Annotated in this window: 20 protein-coding genes; 7 read left to right on the top strand and 13 right to left on the bottom strand. The window is 69.4% G+C overall.

Features of this window, described 5'->3' with window-relative positions:
• Nucleotides 1-27: 27 nt before the first annotated feature.
• The 7 genes from QM638_RS13170 to QM638_RS13140 all read right to left on the bottom strand — a co-directional run bounded on the left by QM638_RS13170 (nt 28) and on the right by QM638_RS13140 (nt 6233).
• Nucleotides 28-927, bottom strand: a complete 900-nt coding sequence (locus QM638_RS13170; RefSeq protein WP_415142441.1) for an alpha/beta fold hydrolase — start codon at nt 925-927, stop codon at nt 28-30.
• A gap of 31 nt (nt 928-958) precedes the next feature.
• Complete coding sequence (locus tag QM638_RS13165) at nt 959-1726, bottom strand: enoyl-CoA hydratase-related protein (RefSeq protein ID WP_415142439.1); 768 nt, start codon at nt 1724-1726, stop codon at nt 959-961.
• Between the two features lie 85 nt (nt 1727-1811).
• Complete coding sequence (locus QM638_RS13160) at nt 1812-2594, bottom strand: SDR family NAD(P)-dependent oxidoreductase (RefSeq protein ID WP_415142438.1); 783 nt, start codon at nt 2592-2594, stop codon at nt 1812-1814.
• 28 nt (nt 2595-2622) lie between these two features.
• Entirely contained in the window at nt 2623-3735 is a 1113-nt protein-coding gene (locus QM638_RS13155; RefSeq protein ID WP_415142437.1) for an alpha-hydroxy acid oxidase, read from the bottom strand.
• Between the two features lie 4 nt (nt 3736-3739).
• Nucleotides 3740-4609 carry a fumarylacetoacetate hydrolase family protein gene (locus QM638_RS13150; protein ID WP_415142436.1) on the bottom strand — a complete coding sequence of 290 codons (870 nt, stop codon included), beginning with the start codon at nt 4607-4609 and terminating at the stop codon, nt 3740-3742.
• Between the two features lie 39 nt (nt 4610-4648).
• The gene (locus QM638_RS13145) at nt 4649-5431 is read right to left on the bottom strand and encodes an SDR family NAD(P)-dependent oxidoreductase (RefSeq protein WP_415142435.1); all 783 of its coding nucleotides are present in this window, start codon (nt 5429-5431) and stop codon (nt 4649-4651) included.
• 13 nt (nt 5432-5444) lie between these two features.
• Nucleotides 5445-6233, bottom strand: coding sequence for an SDR family NAD(P)-dependent oxidoreductase (locus tag QM638_RS13140; protein WP_415142433.1), 789 nt, complete (start codon nt 6231-6233; stop codon nt 5445-5447).
• 268 nt (nt 6234-6501) lie between these two features.
• On the opposite strand from QM638_RS13140, the gene QM638_RS13135 reads away from it, so the two are divergent.
• From QM638_RS13135 to QM638_RS13115, 5 genes are read left to right on the top strand one after another with little or no spacing between them, the layout of a single operon-like run.
• On the top strand, nt 6502-7536 hold the full coding sequence (locus QM638_RS13135; protein WP_415142432.1) for an ABC transporter substrate-binding protein: 1035 nt from the start codon (nt 6502-6504) through the stop codon (nt 7534-7536).
• A complete protein-coding gene (locus tag QM638_RS13130; RefSeq protein ID WP_415142431.1) occupies nt 7533-8378 on the top strand; it encodes an ABC transporter permease in 846 nt (281 codons plus the stop codon). The genes QM638_RS13135 and QM638_RS13130 overlap by 4 nt, the downstream gene beginning before the upstream one ends.
• A gap of 16 nt (nt 8379-8394) precedes the next feature.
• Nucleotides 8395-9222, top strand: coding sequence for an ABC transporter permease (locus tag QM638_RS13125; RefSeq protein WP_415142430.1), 828 nt, complete (start codon nt 8395-8397; stop codon nt 9220-9222).
• Nucleotides 9219-10022: an ABC transporter ATP-binding protein gene (locus QM638_RS13120; protein ID WP_415142429.1), complete on the top strand. Its 804-nt coding sequence runs from the start codon at nt 9219-9221 to the stop codon at nt 10020-10022. Before QM638_RS13125 ends, QM638_RS13120 begins: the two co-directional genes overlap by 4 nt.
• A gap of 23 nt (nt 10023-10045) precedes the next feature.
• Nucleotides 10046-10855, top strand: coding sequence for an amidohydrolase family protein (locus tag QM638_RS13115; protein ID WP_415142428.1), 810 nt, complete (start codon nt 10046-10048; stop codon nt 10853-10855).
• 107 nt (nt 10856-10962) lie between these two features.
• Here QM638_RS13115 and QM638_RS13110 read toward each other — a convergent pair whose 3' ends face one another.
• The 5 genes from QM638_RS13110 to QM638_RS13090 all read right to left on the bottom strand — a co-directional run bounded on the left by QM638_RS13110 (nt 10963) and on the right by QM638_RS13090 (nt 15898).
• Nucleotides 10963-11769, bottom strand: a complete 807-nt coding sequence (locus QM638_RS13110; protein WP_415142427.1) for an IclR family transcriptional regulator — start codon at nt 11767-11769, stop codon at nt 10963-10965.
• 51 nt (nt 11770-11820) lie between these two features.
• Nucleotides 11821-12702 carry an amidohydrolase family protein gene (locus QM638_RS13105; RefSeq protein WP_415142426.1) on the bottom strand — a complete coding sequence of 294 codons (882 nt, stop codon included), beginning with the start codon at nt 12700-12702 and terminating at the stop codon, nt 11821-11823.
• A 4-nt stretch (nt 12703-12706) separates the two neighbouring features.
• Nucleotides 12707-13648, bottom strand: a complete 942-nt coding sequence (locus tag QM638_RS13100; protein WP_415142425.1) for a DUF6282 family protein — start codon at nt 13646-13648, stop codon at nt 12707-12709.
• Nucleotides 13645-14895, bottom strand: coding sequence for an amidohydrolase family protein (locus QM638_RS13095; RefSeq protein ID WP_415142424.1), 1251 nt, complete (start codon nt 14893-14895; stop codon nt 13645-13647). The genes QM638_RS13100 and QM638_RS13095 overlap by 4 nt, the downstream gene beginning before the upstream one ends.
• A 172-nt stretch (nt 14896-15067) precedes the next feature.
• Complete coding sequence (locus tag QM638_RS13090) at nt 15068-15898, bottom strand: GntR family transcriptional regulator (protein ID WP_415142423.1); 831 nt, start codon at nt 15896-15898, stop codon at nt 15068-15070.
• A 294-nt stretch (nt 15899-16192) separates the two neighbouring features.
• On the opposite strand from QM638_RS13090, the gene QM638_RS13085 reads away from it, so the two are divergent.
• Nucleotides 16193-17383, top strand: a complete 1191-nt coding sequence (locus QM638_RS13085; RefSeq protein WP_415142422.1) for a Bcr/CflA family efflux MFS transporter — start codon at nt 16193-16195, stop codon at nt 17381-17383.
• Between the two features lie 49 nt (nt 17384-17432).
• Nucleotides 17433-18374 (top strand): DUF6282 family protein, encoded by a 942-nt coding sequence (locus tag QM638_RS13080; RefSeq protein ID WP_415142421.1) that lies wholly within the window; start codon nt 17433-17435, stop codon nt 18372-18374.
• Between the two features lie 42 nt (nt 18375-18416).
• Here the strand turns inward: QM638_RS13080 and QM638_RS13075 are convergent, their stop codons facing one another.
• Nucleotides 18417-19127 carry a GntR family transcriptional regulator gene (locus QM638_RS13075; protein ID WP_415142420.1) on the bottom strand — a complete coding sequence of 237 codons (711 nt, stop codon included), beginning with the start codon at nt 19125-19127 and terminating at the stop codon, nt 18417-18419.
• Between the last annotated feature and the right edge of the window lie 171 nt (nt 19128-19298).

Here is a 19298-nt window from a genome sequence, read left to right as displayed (position 1 = left end):
GAGCCGGCGCGACAGCACGTGTCGGGATCAGCGATCGTCGGCCGTCAGGAAGCGCAGAACCTCACGATTGTGGACTTCGGCGGACTCGTACTGAGCCCAATGACCCACCCCGGGCTCGCAGTGGAACCAGGCCTCGGGCAACAACTCGGCCACCCGCTCGCCGTACGGCGGCGGCACCACATTGCGCTCGCCCCAGTACACCAGGGTCGGCACCTGGATGCGGCGCAGATCGTCCTCGTCGAGCAGATGGTGGCGGCTCGGATTGGTCGGCGGCCCGAGATAGTTCAACGCCACCTGGCGCAGCGACGCGTTGGTAGCCGGCGCGGCGAAGAAGCGCCGCCGGATCTCGATCAGCTCATCACTCAGAGCGCTCGGGTCGGCGCACAGACCCACCATCCGCTCCTTCGTGTTCTCGAAGGTCGGCTCATCCAGGTAGGGGTAGTGACCGTGCACCGGCGGGCGACCGGACGGCTCGGGCAGACCCACCAGCAGGCCCGGCGCTACGTCCACCGCGAAGCCCTGCGGCGTGGTCAGGACCAGCCGACCAACGCGACCGGGGTGATCGTGGGCGAGCCGCAGGGCCGTCCAGCCACCCATCGACTGGCCTTCGACGTGGGCACTGGCCAACCCCTGGAAGTCCATGAAGTCAAGGACGTGGTCCACGAAGACCGGCAGCAGTTCCGGGTCGAACTCCGGCTGCGGCCCCAACCCGTGCCAGCAGGCGTCGAGCGCGAAGACATGGAACCGCGTTGCATACGCCGCCACGTTGCGGCAGAACGCCTCCAGATGACCGCCGTGGCCATGCAGCAGGATCAGCGGCTCACCCTCGCCCGCCTCCAGGTACCGGCCACGGTACCGGCCACCGCCGATGCGTACCTGCGCTCCGAGAAGATCGAGCCATATCGAATTTGTGAAAGTGGCTTTCATACGTCGATAGTAGGCCGGGCATTGATCCCCGTCAGCCGAAGGCAGGCGGCTCCTTGGCCAGGAAGGCCCGGACGCCCTCGGCGAAGTCGGAGCCGGTGTAGACCTCCCGCAGCAGGTCGTCATCGCCGTCGGGCGCGGACTCCGTGCGGGCACGGTAGGCGGCCAGCTGACCCTTGGTGGCGCCGATGGTCGTGCGCGACAGCGACATGACCGAGGAGACCAGGTCCTCGACCTCGACCTCGAGACCGGCACGATCGGCGCAGACCGCGGCCAGCGCCCCGACGCCATGCGCGCGCTCGGCACCGATCAGCCGCGCCGCCAGCAACATCTCGCGGGTGACCGGCTCGCCGAACACGCTGGCGCAGCGGTAGACGATCGGTGCGGCGAGCGCGTTGCCGAGCGTCTTCGCGATCGGATAGCCGAACCGCGAATGGGCGGTGGCCACCCGCAGGTCGCAATGCGTGGCCACCGCGAGCCCGCCGCCCACGCAGACCCCGTCGACGGCGGCGATCGTCACCTGCGGCAACGCCGCGAGCTTGCCGAGCAGCTCGCGGATCCAGTCCTCATGGGCAACCGCGTCGGTGGCCAGGAAGTCGGAGATCTCGTTGCCGGCCGCGAACGCCTTGCCGCCGGCCCCGGACAGCACCAGCACCCGCGCCTCGGTGTCGCCGGCCAACTGGTCGCAGAGCTCGTGCAGGGCGGCGTACATGGTGGTGGTGAAGGCGTTGTGCCGCTCGGGCCGGGAGAAGGTCACCCGGACCACGCCCGGGGTGCGGGTGATCAGGAGGTCGTCGCTCACCGGGCAATCCTCGCAGGGTCATCCGCCCGCGAACGGCGGAGGTGTCAGGACCCACATGCGGTCACGGCACTGCCGCCGTCGGGAGTCAGGCAGCGGTGACCCCGCCATCGATCGAGACGTTCGCCCCGGTCACCCAGCTGGACTCGTCCGACCCGAGCCAGAGCGCGCACATCGCGATGTCGTCCGGCTCGCCCAGTCGCCCCAGCAGGGTGCGCGCGACGATCGCGTTGCCCAGGTCGCCGCCGGCCGCGCCGGCGGCTCGGGTGGCATCGGTCTGGATCAGGCCGGGAGCGATGGTGTTGACCCTGATCTGGTCCAGGCCACCGTCGATGGCGAGCTGACGCGACATCGACAGGATCGCGCCCTTGCCGGCGGTATGGGCGACCATGCCCATCGCACGGCTGCCGCGGAAGGAGTTGACCGAGGCGAAGTTGATCACCGACGCGTGCCCGGAGGCCCGCAGCAGCGGCCAGATCTCGTGGCAGAGGATGAAGACCAGGTCGATCTCGCCGACGATGGTCGGCCGGAACTGGGTCTCGTAGTCCATCTCGGCCGTGCTCGCCATGTGCGGCTGGATGGCGCCGGCGTTGACCAACGTGTCGACGCGGCCGAAGTCCGCCGCGACCTGCTCGACCAGGCGCCGTACCTGTGCGGTGTCGGTCAGATCGCAGGTGAGTACGGCGGCGAACGGAGCGCCCGCCTCGGCGGAGGCGGCAGCGGTCGCCTGTGCCGCCTGCTCGGCGATATCCACCGCCACCACCTGGGCGCCCTCGGCCGCATAGCGCAGCGCGATGCCCTTGCCGATCCCGGACCCGACCCCGGTCACCAGGGCGATCCGGCCGGCCATCCTGCCTTCGCTGTTGCTCACGTCTCCTCCGATCGATAGGGGGTAGCGGTCACGACCACGACGACGGGGGTCGCACGAACGAGCTGTCGACCGCGGCGGCCGACGGCGCGCCGATCATCGCCAGGGCGACGTCGACCTCGTGGCGCAGCTTCTCCAGGACGACCTCGACACCGTCGGCTCCGCCGACCGCCAGACCGAGCATGGACGGGCGACCGACCAGCACCGCCCGGGCCCCGAGCGCGAGCGCGCGCACCACGTCGATGCCCTGCCGGACACCACCGTCGAAGAGCACCTCGACCTCGCCGCCCACCTCCTTGACGATGCTCGACAGCACCGTCAGGGTCGCCGGCGTCCCGTCCAGTGCCAGCCCGCCGTGATTCGACACGATGATCGCGTCGGCACCGGCCTCGACCGCGCGCCGTGCGTCGGCGGGGCCGAGGATGCCCTTGATCACCAGGGGTCCGCCCCAGATCTCCTTGAGCCAGGCCATGTCCGACCACACCGTCGCCTGCTTCTGGCGGGGCCCCATCACCGCGTTGACCGCGGCCATGGCGGTGCCGTCGCGGAAGAACCGGGTCGCCCAGCGTGGCCGGCGCACCAGGTCCGGGCCGTACTCGAGGGCCGAGGAGAGCGAGACCTTCAGACCCACCGGCTTCTTCGGCCAGATCGGACAGTCCACGGTGGCCACCAGAGCGTGGAAGCCGCGGCGCCTGGCGTCGCTGACCAGGTTGCTGACCAGCTCCCGCCCCCAGGAGAGGAAGACCTGCTGCCACATCGGGCCGGTGGCCCGGTCCGCGACATCGTCGAGGGTGTGGCCGGCCATCATGCTCAGTCCCGCGATCGTCTTGGCCCGGCCGGCCGCCGCGGCGACGCCGGGCGCCCCCTCGGGGTGCACCAGGCGCAGGCCGCCGACCGGCGGGACCAGCACCGGCATGGAGACCTCGGCACCCAGCACGGTGGTGGTCAGATCGCGCGAGTCCCAGCCGACCGCAGCACGTGGCACCAGCTCGACCTGGTCGAAGACCGCCTCGTTGCGGCGCGCGGTGACGCCCTTGCCGTAGCCGTACACCATGTCCTTGAAGAGGACCGGCGGCAGCACCTTCTTGGCGTTCGCCAGCAGCTCCGGATAGGACTCGAACTCGAGTGCTCGGCTTCTCCTCATGACCTCACCAGTCGACTCGCTCTGGGGCAGGCTCGCCGTGGGCCTCCTGCCAGGAGACGACAGTGTTGCGCAGCGTGCCGACGTGCTCGATCTCGGCCTCGACCACGTCGCCGGGCTTGAGGTAGAAGTCGAACGGGTTGGGCTGCACCGCGGCCACCCCGGAGACCGTTCCGGTGGTGATCAGGTCGCCGGCGCTGAAGATCTGCGGCGAGTGATAGGCGACCAGGTGCGGGATCGAGACCCGCATCTGCTTGGTGTGCCCGGTCTGTCGCACCTCGCCGTTGACCCTCAACTCCATGGCGAGGTCCATCATGTCCGGCACCTCGTCGGCGGTGACGATCCACGGCCCGATCGGGCAGAAGGTGTCGATCGCCTTGGAGAAGGAGAAGACGCCGGATTCCATCTCCCGGCGCTGGATGTCGCGGGCGGTGATGTCGTTGAAGACGGTGAATCCGGCGATGTGCTCGACCGCCTCCTCCGGAGTGAAGAACTTGCCCGGCTTGCCGATCACCACCGCCAGCTCGAGCTCGTAGTCGAGCTCCTTGGTCAGGTGCTCGGGGTAGACGATCGGGTCGTCGGGACCGATGACCGCATCGACGTTCTGGAAGAACACGATGCCCTTGTGCACCGGGTGCGACCAGTCGACGGCCTGGAGCTCGTTGTGGTGGTCGGCGAAGTTGCCGGCGGTGTGGAAGAACTTCTTCGGCTGGATCGGTGCCCGTAGCCGTACGTCGGCCAGCTTGACCCGCTCGCCGGTCTCACCGACCTTGCCGTCGAGCTCGAAGAACGCGCGGGTGGAGGGCACGTCCAGCTCGATGACGTCCTCGCCGTCGAGTCGTCCGACACGCCCCTCGTCGAAGGTCACCAGTTTCATCTCTCGTCCTCTTCTCCTCGTCCGGGTCGCAGCCGACGTTCAGGCGCCGACCATGTTGTAGCCACCGTCGGCGATCAGATAGCTGCCGGTGATGTGATCGGCATCGGGCGTGGCCAGGAACAGGGCCGTGCCCGCGACGACCTCCGGCGGCGGGATCTGACCCATCGGGGTCGCCGCGATCAGCTTCTCCCGACGACCGGCCTTCCAGTCCTCGCGCGCCACCAGCGCCTCGGTCTCCATGAACCCCGGGGCGAAGGTGTTCACCCGGACGGTCGGTGCGAAGGCCTGGGCGTAGGACTTGGTGATCCCGAGGATCGCGTACTTCGAGGCCGCGTACTGCGGAGCACGGGCACTGCCGCGCACGACCACCGTCGAGCCGATGTTCACGATGGATCCGTGGCCCTGGTCGAGCATCCGGGCGCCGAACTCGTGGGTCATCGTCAGGGTGCCCTTGACGTCGACATCGATCACCCGGTCCAGCGACTCCTGGGTGAGGTCACGCCAGCCCTGGGTCTCGCTGGCGAAGTCGCCGACGTTGTTGACCAGGACGTCGATCCGGCCGAAGTGCGCGAATGCCTCGTCGGCCAGCCGGCGTACCTGGTCCCAGTCGGAGATGTCGGCCTGGCCCAGCCAGGTCGAGCGGCCGAGCTCCTCGATGCGGTGAGCCGTCTTCTCGGCGCCTTCTCGCGAGCTGTTGTAGTGGACTCCGACGTCGGCGCCCTCCTGGGCCGCGCGATAGGCGATCGCGGCGCCGAAGCCGGTGCCGGCACCGGTCACCAAGACGTTCTTGCCGGCGAAGCGAGGGAAGATGTCGTTGCTCATGAAGACTCCTTGATCAGACGAGGGTCCGGCCACCGTCGACGTACAGGACGTGGCCCGTGACGAACGACGCGTGCGGCGAGGACAGGAAGAGGACCGGGCCGACGACCTCATCGGGGACGCCGAGCCGACCGGCCGGCACCAGCGAGGTCAGCGACTCCCGGATCCCGGGCTTGGCGAGGTGCTCCGCGGTCAGGTTCGTCTCGATGTAGCCGGGGGCAAGCGCGTTGACGGTGACGCCGGAAGCCGCCCACTCGCGCGCCATCACCCGCACCATCTGGTTGATGCCGCCCTTGGACGTGGCGTAGGGACCGTGCTTGTCGTGCGCCAGCAACCCGGAGACCGACGAGAGCACCAGGATCCGCCCGCTGCCCTGGGCGACCATGTGCCGGCCGGCGGCCTGGGCGATGCCGAAGACGGTCCCGAGGTTGATGTCGAGGACGCGGGACCACTCATCCTCGGTGAAGTCGAGCACCGGTCGCCGATCGTTGACCCCGACGCAGTGCAGCACCACGTCGAGCCCACCCAGGATCTCGATCGCCGCGGCCACCGCACGAGCGCCGGCGCCGGCCTCGGTCAGGTCGAGCGCGACCACCCCGTCCACCCGATCGGCGAGGGCATCGAGGGCCGCCCGGTCGCGGTCGACGACGACGACCCGCGCACCTGCATCGACGTACCCGGCCGCGCACGCAGCGCCGATCCCACCTGCCCCAGCGATGAGTACCGCAGCATCGTCGAGGCCGAGCCACGACGCTGCCTGCGTCGGATTGCTCGCCCTAGTGTCGGCACTATCAGCCGAGATCATCGATGATCTCCTCTCTCAGGGTGATCGAGACAACATGTTAGACAATAACTGTCGACACTTTATCAGTCAATGCCAGGGCGGAGCGGCGCCGGCCGCGGGACCGAAGAGTCGGCGGCATTGTCCACGACCAGGCCCATCTGTCGACAGATGTTTGTACAACTACCTGGTATTTCCGCCACAACCCTTGACACTCCTCTCAAGTGTCGCCACTATCCCGGTGACGCACATCACACCACTACCTAGACTCTCGTCCCGAGAAGGAGTCATCATGCGTACCCGCCACCATCACCTCCGCCGGGTGCTCGGCCCCGGCAGCGTCGTAGCGGCGCTCTTGTGCGCCACCGTCCTGAGCGCGTGCGGGAGCAACGGGAGCGACTCGTCGGCCGACGCGGCCAACGCTGGATCGTCGTCCTCGACCGGCACCCTGGAGAAGGTCAACATCCAGCGCGGACTCAACGCCGGCTGGGCGCCCGTGATCTGGGCCGACGAGCACGGCTACTTCAAGGAGAACGGTCTCGACGTCACCCTGTCGGTGTCCTCCTCCGACACCAGCAAGAACATCCCCATCCTGGTCAGCGGCCAGCGCGACATCATCATGTCGAGTGTCCAGCCGACCGCGGCCGCGCGCAGCCAGGGGCTGCCGGTCCGGATCATCTCCGGGGCGCAGAATGCCACCTCGAAGACCAAGCAGGACGACGGCTGCCTGGCGCCTCCGGGCAGCTCGATCACCGATCTGGCCGATCTCGAGGGCGCCTCGGTCGGCGTCCCGGTGTTGGGTCACCCGCTGCAGATCAGCAACAACCTCGCCATGCGCAACGCGAACCTGGACCCGAGCAAGGTCAAGTACGTCGCGCTGGACGTCGCCTCGATGATCGACGCCGGCAAGAACGGCACCGTCGACGCGATCTGCACCTTCGGCTCGTTCTACTTCCAGGCCGTCGCCGAGGGGTTCACCGTCCTCAACGGCGGCACGGTCGGAGAGACCCCCAACGCCGCACAGATCGTGTGGACCTCCACCGACAAGTACGCCGACGCACATCCCGACGTCATCACCAAGTTCCAGGCGGCCATGGAGAAGGCCTACACCTACCTCGACAGCCACCCGGCGGCCTACGTGAAGGTCGTCCTCGCGAACTCCGACCAGAAGAAGAAGGATGTCGTCCAGGACGGCGTTCCCGACATGAGCACCTCCCTCTCCCGCACCGCAACCGAGTCCATCATCGACGAGTTGGCGCTCGACGGCTTCATCGACAAGAAGCCATCGCTCGACGATCTGATCGACTCGACCGTCCCGACGCTGTGAGCGCAGTGCCCACCGCCGAACGCGACCCCGCCGTCCTCGCACCCACCGTGCGAGGACGGCGGTCGGGCCGCTCCGGCACGATGGTGCGCAGACTCGCCTCCCAGGCATTCGTGTGGGTCCTGGTCGCGGCAGCCTGGGAGCTGGTGTGCGCGCTCCATGTGGTCTCCCCCGACCTGCTTCCCTCACTGCGCAGTGTCGCGAAGGCGGCGCCCGAGCTGCTCACCGAGTCGCGCTTCTGGGATGCCACCGGCTCCACCATCGGCGGTGCCGCCATCGGCTTCGCCCTGTCGCTGGCGATCGGCATCCCGCTGGGCCTGTTCCTCGGGCGAGCCCAGTTCGCGGAGCGGTCGACACAGCTGGTGCTCGACTTCTTCCGAGCCTTCCCGCCGGTGGCGGTGATGCCGGTGCTGCTCCTGCTCTACGGCGTCACCCTCAAGATGAAGGTCATCGTGGTCATCCTGGCGTGCGTGTGGCCGGTGCTGATCCAGTCCATCTATGGGGCCAAGAGCCTCGACGCCGCCGTGGTGGACACGGTCCGCGCCTACCGCATCCCGCGGATGCTCACCTTCGTCCAGGTCGTCCTGCCCAGCGCCACCCCCTTCATCGTGACCGGGGTCCGGATCGCCGCCACCACGTCGGTGCTCGTCGCGGTGGCCGTGGAGATCATCACCTCGAGCGCGGGACTGGGACGACTGATCGGCACCCTCCAGTTCGACCGACAGACGCCGATGGCCTACGTCTGCATCTTCGCCGGCGGCATCATGGGCTATCTGATCAACTGGTTGGTCAAGATCCTCGAGGACAGGCTGCTCGCCTGGCGGCCCACCGACAGCGGCGAGTGAGAGCAGGGAGACGCCCATGAACTCGATGACCACCCGCCTGCTGAGCCGAGCCGCCGTCGCCGTCTGGTTGCCGATACTGCTCTTCGTCGTCTGGTGGCTGGCCTCGGCCAACAGCGAGTCGCTCTACTTCCCGCCGCTGCGCGACATCCTGACCGCACTCGGTGATGCGTTCCGCACCCAGGACCTCCTGGGCCAGACGATCTATAGCGTGCGCAACCTGGTCGCCGGCCTCGCCCTGGCTCTCGTCCTCGGCGTGGTCCTCGGGATCGCCCTCGGGCTCAGCGAGCCGGTCGAGCGAGCCACCCGACCGGTGCTCGACTACGCCCGCGCGGTGCCACACCTCGCCTTCGTGCCGATCCTGATCGTGATCCTCGGCATCGGCGCCTGGCCGAAGATCGTGGTGATCGCCCTGGCCTGCATCTGGCCGATCCTGCTGAACTCCATCGACGGGGCGAGATCCATCCCGCCGGCGGTCTGGGACATGACCCGGTCGTTCCGCATCCCGACGCCGCTCTTCATCGCGCGAGTGGCGGTGCCCGCCTGCCTGCCGCGCGCGGCCGCCGGACTCCGGGTCGCGCTCCAGGTGGGCCTGGTGACCCTGCTGGTCAGCGAGATGTACGGCTCCGACCAGGGCCTCGGCTTCTACATCCTCCAGAGCGGCTCGACCTACCGCATCCAGGACACCTGGGCCGGCACCCTGCTGATCGGCGCGGTCGGATATCTGCTCTCGCTGCTCCTTCTCCTGGGCGAGCGAGTCACCCTCAGCTGGCACTTCCGTTCGACGGAGGAGACCCGCACCGTCACCAAGTCGTCACGCTTCGCATCTCGAAAGGCACGCGCATGACCACCGCATCCGTCTCCACCAAGGGCGCCCAGCCGGTGAGCGGCAAGCCCCTGATCGTCACGGGGGTCGGCAAGTCGTACGGCGACACCGCGATCCTGGCCCACCTCGACCTGCGGGTCGAGCCCGGCGAGGTCGTCACCATCGTGGGGCCGTCCGGTGTCGGCAAGACGACGCTGTTGCGCTGTCTGACCGGACTGGCTCCCATCACCGCCGGATCGGTCAGGCTCGGCGACACCCCGGTCGACCAGCCGCTGGCCGAGATCGCTGTCGTCTTCCAGGACTACCGTGCCTCGCTGCTGACCTGGATGAAGGTGCGAGAGAACGTCGCCTTCCCGCTCCAGGGACTCGGGGTCGGGCGCACCGAGCGCCGTCGCCGGGCCGAGGAGGCGCTTGCCACCGTCGGTCTCACCGACGTCGCGCGCAAGCACCCCTGGCAGCTCTCCGGCGGCATGCAGCAGCGCGTCGCGATCGCACGGGCCCTGGCCTACAACGCGCCGGTGCTTCTCATGGACGAGCCGTTCGGCTCGTTGGACGCACAAACCCGGTTCGACCTCGAGGACCTGGTGCTGCGTCTGCGGCGCGAACTGGGCATGACGATCGTCCTGGTCACCCACGACATCGACGAGGCGGTCTATCTCGGTGACCGGGTGGTGGTCCTCGGCGGTCGTCCCGCCACCGTCATGGACACCATCGAGGTCGGGCTCGGTGCCGAGCGGGACCAGATCGGCACCAAGGCGGAGCCACGGTTCGCCGAGCTCCGCGGCCGGATCCTCTCCGAGATTCGCAACAGCCGCGACTGAACTCGATCGGACCGGACCAGGTCGTGCCGCTCTTCCTCGACGCCCACCAACACCTGACACCCGCGGACTGCCCCGTCGGGCTCGCTCCGGCGCCCTCGTTCGACGACGTCGACGCCGCCCGCGAGCTCACCGCTCGGCGCGAGAGCATGATCCAGGCCGGGATCGAGCAGGCGCTGATGTTGCCGTTCCACTCCTACCAGCGACCACGCGGGCAGGCCGACACCTCAGCGGTCAACGACACCGTGGCCGCCTACCGCGACAGCCATCCCGACCTGGTGCTCGCCGCGGCGGGCGTGGTCGAGCCTCAGCACGCCGCCGCCGGCCATGCGGAGATCGAGCGGATCGCCGGGCCGCTCGGACTGGCCGGGATCAGCTTCCATACGCGATTCCAGGGTTGTCCGACCAACGACCCCGCGGTGATCGACCTGGTGCGCCGCGCGACCGCGCTCGGACTGATCTGTTTCCTGCACGCCGGGTACTCCTCGGAGGAGTCGGTGTGGCGCGTGTTGGCCGTCGCTCGTGCGGTACCCGATGCTCGCATCGTGCTGCTCGACGGGCTGACCGGTCCGGATCAATGCCACGAGGCGTGCCTGGCCGCCCAGTTGAGCGACAACATCTGGTTCGACACCGCCGGCTGCCCCGACTTCGAGTTCGTACGCCGGATCCTGGACCGCGCCGGGCCGGAGCGGGTGCTGTTCGGCAGCAACCTGACCTCGTCGTACTCGCCACGACGGATCGCCTCGGTCGTCATCGACGGGCTTGCCGGCCTGCCGGAGCCCGCCCGGCGCGCGGTGGCGGGCGACAACCTCGTCGAACTGCTGGGCGGCGCCTGATCGCGTCGACCCGCGAGCCCGAACCTCGGCGCCCGTCCGACGACGGACCGGCGACCCGCGGTCGCTACGAGATTGCGCGGTAGGGAGCGCCGCCACTGCCGGGATCGCTAGGTGCGGTGTCCCAACAGCGCGGAGATCTCCCTGGCGGTCTCCACCACCCGCGGTCGGAGCTTCTCGTCCAACGACTCCGGCGACCATTCCCGGGCATTGACCGGGACGTTGACCGCCGCGACCACCTCGCCGGACGCGTCCAGGACCGGGGCGGCGACCGATCGGATGCCGTAGACGATCTCCTCGTCCTGGAGCGCGTAGCCCTGCCGACGGATCTGCTCCAGCTCGGGCAGCAACTCCTCCAGATCGCGCTTCGCGTGCGGCCCCGGGCTCTCGCTGAACGAGCGACTCGTGATGCGCGAGCGCAGGTCGGCTTCGTCCAGGTAGGCCAACAGTGCCTTCCCGGTGGAGGTGTAGACCGCGGGCAGCAGCGAGCCCAGCTGGGTACTGGACGTGGCCAGATCCCGGTTGCGCACCCGGACGAGATAGACGAGCTGGTCGCCGGAGAGCACGCCCAGGTTCGCGGTCTCGGCGGTCTCGTCCGCGAGGCGCTCGACGGCCGGCCGCGCGAGCTCGGGGAGCTCCAGGCCCTGCAGGGCCGCGAAGCCCAGGGTGAGCACCTTGACGCCGGGCCGATACCGGCCGTCCGGCAGCTGCTCGAGATACCCCTCGGCGGCCAGCGTCATCGCGATCCGATAGACGCGCGGCATGAGCATGCCGGTCTCCGCCGCCACCTCCGCGAGTCGCAGCGTCGGCCGGCGCTCGGAGAAGAGCGAGAGCACCTGCAGACCCTTGGCCAGCGCCTCGATGTGATACGACGGCTGCTTCTTCTCGGTTGTCGCCTCGCGCTCCACCAACGACATCCCCCATGCTCTCGGCAGGCGACAGCGACTCTCGCTGTCGTCCGCGTGACTCTAGCCGAAGAGCCGTCGTCCGGTGCCGCCCAGCACCGCGTCCTGTTCGGCGTCGGTGAGCTCGGTGACGGCGTCGAGGGCACGGCCGAGCAGGTCGGCGTACGACCCGGGCGCGTTGCCGTAGTCGGAGCCCCACATCACCCGATCCGCGCCGAAGAGGTCGACCGCGCGGCGCAGGAAACCCGACGGTCTCGCGTTCGCCTCGGCCACCTGGTCGAAGTTCTCGGTGGTGACCTTGACGTTGATGTTGGGTCGGTCGGCCAACTCCGCGTGCGCGGACCTGAGGTGGTAGCCGTCGACAGGCCAGCCGACGTGGTCGATCACGATCTGCGCGCCAGGGAGCCGGTCGGCGACACCACCGATCCGACGTAGCGCCGCCTCGTTCGTCCCGGGCGGCACCGACATGATCACGATCGGGAGCCCCAGGCGGTCGGCCTCGGCCAAGGTCGCGAGCGCGTCCTCGGAGTCGAGCCAGGGAAACTCCCCGGCCGGCGTCATGCCGCCGGTGATCCGGATGCCGGCCAGGCGATGTCGTCCCGCGAGCGACCGCAGCCGCCCCGGCGTCTCGGCACCGGCGGCGTCGACGACGATGACCGGCCTGATCTGGTCCGGGTGGCGAGCCGCGCTGTCGAGCAGGTAGGAGTTGTCGACGCCGTAGGCGGTGCGGTATTGGACCGCCACGCCTCCGGCGACGCCAGCCTCCGACCAGAGCGCCAGCACCGCCTCGGCGGTGAGCGGCGCCGCGGTGATGCGTTCACGCAGGTTGACCCCGGCCGGGTTGGCGGGCACCCCGGTGTGTCCGCCGGGCGCGCCCGGCTCGATCAGCGGGTAGTTCGCGAAGTCGTCGGTGACCAGGTGGGTATGGGTGTCGAAGATCCTCATCGCCCTACTCCCCGGCGGCCGTGGCGACCGGGGCCGCGGCAAGACGTGACGAGTTGACGACCGTCATGGTGTGCACCTCGTCCTCACTGAACCCGTCCGCCAGCAGCCAGTCGGCCATCAGCGCGATGCCGTCCTCGACCGGCGGGTTGAACGGCTGGCCGAGGTCGCTGGAGAGCACCGAGTGCTCCGTCCCGACCTTCTTGATGTTCTCCACCATGTCGCGCCAGGCCACCTTCCCGGTGTACGGCGTGGTGAAGCAGCGTTCGAGCAGGGCGCCGTACTCGACCAGCTCACGCTGGTCGGCCACGCTGAGCCGTTGCGAGGTGAACTCCGGGTGCGTGATCACGATGCGCTGGACACCCAGCTCGACCGCTCGGCGGGTGACGGCGAGGATCTCGGCCGCGGCCAGGTGACCGGTGGCCAGCACCAGGTCGTGCCGGGCGATGAGGGTGAGGACGGCCTCGACGTCGGGCAGCACGTCCCCGGCCCCGCCGACCACGTCGATCGCCGGCGGGTAGATGCCGAGCGCCCGCAGGTCGTCCTGGAGGGCGGCCCACATCGGCGGGGTGGAGTCGGCCGGCGCCTGGGCCCGGGAGGCACGCTGGTTGGCGCTGTCGACGGTCGGGAACCACACCACCCGGGCACCGCTGCGTGCGGCGATCTCCACGGCGGTGGGATTCATCCCGCCGACCGATCCGTTGAGAGTGAGCGAGCCCAGCACATCGACGCCGGGGACCGCCGCCCGGACCACCGCGGCCCGCTCCGCGGTCGGGATGTAGTGGGACTTCAGCACGAACCCGGCGAGGCCGACCTCGGCGAACCGGCGAGCAAGGCTGAGGTCGTCGATGCGGCGACGCATCACGTCCGGCGCGACGTGGATGTGGGTGTCGTAGGCACCCTCGACCAGCGTGCGCGCCCGCTGGGTGGGAGTCGGATGCTCACTCATCGGACGGCCACCGGGCGTCGTACCCGCTCGACCGGGGTCTTGTACAGCCAGCCGTCCTTCATCACCATGGCGATCCGGTCCCGGTCCTGCATGATCGAGATGTCCTCCAGCGGGTCGCCGTCGACCAGTACCAGGTCCGCCAGATATCCCTCGCGGACCAGCCCGAGCTCATCGCCGTACCCCATCAGCTGGGCGCCGTTCCGGGTGGCCGCACTCAGCGCCTCGGCAGGAGTGAGCCCGAACCACTCGACGAAGAGCTCCAGGTCGCGCAGGTTCTTGCCGACCGGGTTGAACGGGAACCCGTAGTCGCCGCCGATCACCAGGCGCACGCCGCGCGCCTGCAGCTGCGGCACCACCTTGCGGACGCTGTCGTGCGTGGGCACGACCTCCATGCCGTCATCCATCGGCTGGTCGGTGTCGTGCAGGTGGGCATAGATGATGCCGGCGGTCGGTGCCACGAAGACGCGGTCCTTGGCCTCCTCGATCAGGTCCAGCGCCTCCTCGTCGGCGAAGGTGCAGTGGTAGATGGCCCGGACGCCGTTGCGTACTCCCAGCTTGATCGCGTCGGCGGAGTGGGCGTGGGCACTGAGCCAGATGTCGTGTGCACGCGCCGTGGCTGCCGCGGCGGCCACCTCCTCATCGGTGAACTGGATGATCCGGGACGTCATCGGGTCCAGCGCGCTCTCCCCGGACAGGTTGAGCTTGACGATGTCGACACCGACACCCGCCATCTCCTCGACGAAGGCGGAGACCGCCTGCGGCTGGGACTCACGGTTCTCGATACCCGGGAACTTGAACACGCCGGGGATCTGCTTGCTCACGCTGCCCTCCCAGGAGGCGGCCCGGAATCGCGGGCCGGGAAGCCAGCCCTCGGCGAAGGCCTTGCGAGCGGCGACCTCGGCGCGCGGCATCCGGTTGCCGCCGGAGTAGGCACTGGTGATGCCGAAATCGAGCATCACCCGGGCGCCATGCGCCATCAACAGGATCTTCTCCGCCTCTGGGTCCTTGCGAGACGAGGTGTGCTCGATCGTGCTGCCGAAGCCGAGGTGGGTGTGGCCGTCGACCAGACCGGGAAGCAGGGTCGCGCCGTCGGCGTCGATGACGAGGGCACCGTCGCGGTCGGTCGGCGAGATCTCGTCGCGCACCCGGGTGATGCGGTTGCGCTGCACCAGGACCTCGCGGCGCTCCGGCGCGCTCCCCGTGCCGTCGAAGACTCGCGCCCCCGTGATCAGAACCGTGTCGGTCATCCGTCCTCAGCCTTCCGTCCAGCTTTCATTCACCAAAACTTTCTATCGTTTGTCAAGAGTAACAGCCCGTGACGGTGACGTCCATCACTCGGGCCGCGGGTCCGCGGCCTGAAAGCGCCCGCCCACGCGAGTCTCGGCGCCACCGATCGCCGGCGGCATCGGTGGCGCGAGCTCAGGACGCCCCACGAAGCGCCGTCGGATCGATGGCGGCGAGCGCGGCATCGGTCGCCCTGGACAACAGCAGCGAGGCCAGCTCTCCGTCGTGAGCGATGATCGCCTCCAGGATTCGCTCCTGGTCCGACAGACTCGCGGCGAGCCGGCCCTCGGCCGCCAGCGACGAACGGCGCAGCACCAGCGTGCGCAGGGCGAGCGTGTCCAGCATCTCGCCGAGGATCCGGTTGCCCGCGATCTCCACATAGCGGCGCTGCAGGCTCACATGCCCTTGGACATAGCCGTCGAGATCGCCCCGGCCGGCGGCCCGCCGCATCTGAGCCATCTGCTCGTGCAGCACGGGAACCTCGGCGGCGGCCACCTTCGCAGCAGCCAGGACGCCCACGACCGCCAGCAGGCTCCTGACGACGAAGTAGATCTCTCGCACCCGAGTCGGGGTGAACGAGGCGACCCGAGGGCGCTTGCGCGCGCGGATCTCGACCAGACCCTCGGACTCGAGCAGCATCAGCGCCTCGCGCGCCGGTGTGCGACTGGTCCCGAACCGGTGGGAGAGCTCCACCGAGTTGAGATCCTGGCCCGGCTCGAGCCTCCCCTCCACGATGCCCAGGCCGATCCAGACCGCGATCTGCGCAACGGCCGGCTGCCTGCGCTCCTTGAGCCGGAGAAGACGGGTCAGCTCCGCGGAAAGATCTCGCGCCGTCTCCGCAGCGGAACCGCCCTCGGCATAGGGACTCGCCGGACGATGCACTGCGGGAGGTACGACGATCGCGCGGTTCGGCCTCGCCAGCCCGGCCTGATGCCTCTGCCCGCGCGAGGGGTCGGTCGTTCTCATCGATCGCCCCTCCGCCACCACAGGCTCCCGATATGTCGACAGAATATGGACAAAAGAGCGGAACGTCTGCGCAGATTCTGGGGGATCTGGTGCATAGTGTCGCCATCTTATGCCAGACTTGTGACGTAGGTAACGGTCCGTCGTCGAGCTCACGGGTTCCACAGGCAGGCGCTCACGACGCCGACGCCGCTGCGCGGGATCTCCAGGGATGTTTCTCGTCTCCTGCGACAGCGGCGACCTGCCCCGGCAAGCGTCACGCGGTCCGGACGCATCGACTGGGAGGATGAGCTCGCGATGAAGGGCCCGTTGGGACTGAGGCGCTGCGTCTTGCTGGGCGGTCTGGCGACGGTCTCCCCGTTGGCCACCGACATGTACCTCCCCGAGTTCCCGCGCATCACCGAAGCGCTCGGGGTCGGTTCATCGACGGTCCAGGCGACGCTGACCGCCTATCTCCTCCCGTTCGCGCTGTGCCAGCTCGTCTTCGGCGCCTTCTCGGACGCACATGGCAGGCGCCGGTTCGTCATCGGCGGATCGATCTCGTTGGTGCTCGGCAGCGTGGTCTGCGCGCTCGCGCCCACCGCCGGACTGTTGATCCTCGGCCGGCTGCTCCAGGGATTCGGCGGCGCGGCGGCCTCGGTGAGTGGGCGGGCGATGGTGGCGGACCTGCTCGACGGGCGCCGCGCCGCTCGCGCGTACATCGCGATGGGCACGGTCGCCGCGCTCGGCCCCATCCTCGCGCCCAGCCTGGGCGCCTGGATCGGCGCTCTCGCCGGTTGGCGGGCGATCTTCTGGACCATCGGACTGACTCAGCTGGCGTTGCTCGGCATCGCGTTCTCGGTGGCCGAGACGCTGCCGGTGGAACGTCGTACGCAGGGTGCCGTGCGGACGCTGGCCCCTCGGCTGCTGGCGCTGGCGGGGAGCGCCGTGTTCCGGTGGCGACTCCTCGTCGCCGCGGCCGGGTTCGTCGGCCTCTTCGCCTACATCTCCGGTTCTCCCTTCGTCGCCGACGACCTCGGACTGAGCACTGCCCAGTACACCCTCGACTTCGCGGTGAACGGGACGGCCATGCTCCTCGCCGCGGCGGTGTCGGCCTGGCTGGTCGTCCGCGTCGGCCGAGGAGCCATCATGTGGTCGGGGCTGTGGACCTCGCTGCTCGGCGCCGCGTGTCTGTGCGTGGCCGCGCTGGGCCTCGCCGGAGTGCCCGCGGTTCTGGTCGGCTTCCTGTTGGCGTGCGGATCGCGCGGCTCCCAGAGCGGCACCTCGTTCAGCTACGCCGCACAGGCGGCTCCGGATGCGGCGGGCCTGGCACTCGCCGCGATGGGCTCGACCCAGTTCGCGGCCGGCGCGGTCGCCTCGCTGCTCGTCGGCCTGGGCGACGGCCGCGCCATCGTCCCGGTCGCCGTCGTGATCTCGATCGCCGCCGTCGTGGCGATCACGGGCCATGCGATGGCCGAACGTCGTACGGCGCAGCTGGACCCGGCCTGACGCGCTCCCATCCGATCCGACCGCCCACCACCCACACCGGAGGACGACGATGACCGTCGACGCACCCACACCCGCGCTGCTGAACGTGCTGCGCGGCGCGGTCGACCTGCACTGCCATTCGGGGCCGAGTCCGTTCCCACGCCGCATCGACCACGTCGAGGCCGCCCACGACGGCGCACGGATCGGCATGCGGGCGATCCTGTGCAAGTCGCACCACCACAACACCGTGATGGACCTGCTCGCGATGCGCGCCGCACTGGCCGGTGCACCGACGTCGGTGTACGGCGGCGTCGCGCTCAACTCCGAGGTCGGCGGGATCAATCCGTCGGCGGTGGCGCTCGCCATCCAGATGGGTGGGCGGTGCATCTGGGGCCCGACGGTGTCTGCCGCGCAGCACCTCTGTGCCCACCGCGACGGCGACGGCTTCCCGGCCGCGGTCGGCCGCCTCTATGAGCAGGAGGTCTCGGTCTTCGACTCCCACGGAGACGTCTCGGCCGAGACCTGTCTGGTCACGGAGCTGATCGCCGACTCCGGCATCCTGCTGACCGGAGGTCACCTCGACGCCGAGTCGATCCGGGCGCTCTTCCGGACCGCGCGGGACAACGGCGTGACCAGGCTGCTGCTGCATCATCCCGACTTCATCGTCGGCGCCACCGACGCCGACATCGAGGAGCTGGTGGGCTACGGCGCGTTCGTCGAGCACGAGCTGGCGATGTTCCATCCCGACTCGGCGGTCCCGGGCTGGTCGATCGAACGGCTGGTGGACTGGATCGTCAAGGTCGGTCCGGAGCGGACGGTGATCAGCTCCGACCTCGGCCAGCAGGGCAATCCGCTGCCGGTCGACGCCTACCTCACGGTGGTCCCACAACTCCTCGACCACGGGATCTCCGAGGCGGACGTGCGCCAGATGATCTGCCACAACACCGCGTTCCTCCTCGGCCTGGAGGAGACCACCGCAGGAGCCACACCCGGTCCTTCGACGGGCTCGTGAGGGTCGTTCGCGGGCTGGGAACGAGACGAGTCACCGAGACGGCTACGAGGACAGCTCCGAGAGGTCGATCGACGCCAACGCGGCATCGGTGGCGCGGGCCAGCAGCATCGCCGCCAGCTCCCCGTCACGGCCCTCGATGGCGTCCAGGATCCGGTATTGGTCGGCGATGCTCGCGGCCAGTCGGCCCTCTTGCGACAGGGCGGCGCGCTGAAGGACGAGGGTGCGCAGGGCGAGCGTGTCGAGCATCTCCTGGAGGATGTGGTTGCCGGCGATCTCGACATAGCGTCTCTGGAGATTGACGTGGCGCCAGAAGTACTCGTCGGCATCGTTGCGGTCGACCAGCTCCTGCATCGACTCCAGCCGTCCGCGAAGCTCGTCGACCCACTCCTCGGTCACCTCGGCCGCGACCAGCTCGCCGACCACGGCGAGCAGATGCTTGCGAACGAAGTAGATCTCACGGATCCGCTCGGGGGTGAACGAGGCGACGCGCGGGCGCCTACGCGCCCGGATCTCGACCAGACCCTCCGACTCGAGCAGCATCAACGCCTCGCGAACCGGGGTCCGGGAGGAGCTGAACCGGTTGGAGAGCTCGACCGAGTTGAGGTCCTGCCCCGGTTGCAGCCGGCCCTCGACGATGCCGAGGCCGACCCAGGTCGCGACCTGGGCGACGGCCGGCTCCCGCCGTTCCTCGAGGCGCAGCAGGCGGACGATCTCGTCGGTCCGGTCCTGAGCCTCGACCATCGTGTCAGTCACCCGCATCTCCTCGCTGTCGCACCATGACCATCGCCGCGCTGAAGCCCACGCTAAGCCTGGCTGGACGATTCCACCACGGCAGGCCCGGGCCGAGAGCCCGCAGCGCGCGTTGGTGCCGGGCCGATCCGAGGTGCCTCGACGAGGTCCGCCGGCCCGGCGACTGCCAGACCG

This window comes from Nocardioides sp. (assembly GCF_047606145.1).
Classification (GTDB): Bacteria; Actinomycetota; Actinomycetes; order Propionibacteriales; family Nocardioidaceae; genus Nocardioides.
This window is presented reverse-complemented; position numbering and strand designations above follow the sequence as displayed.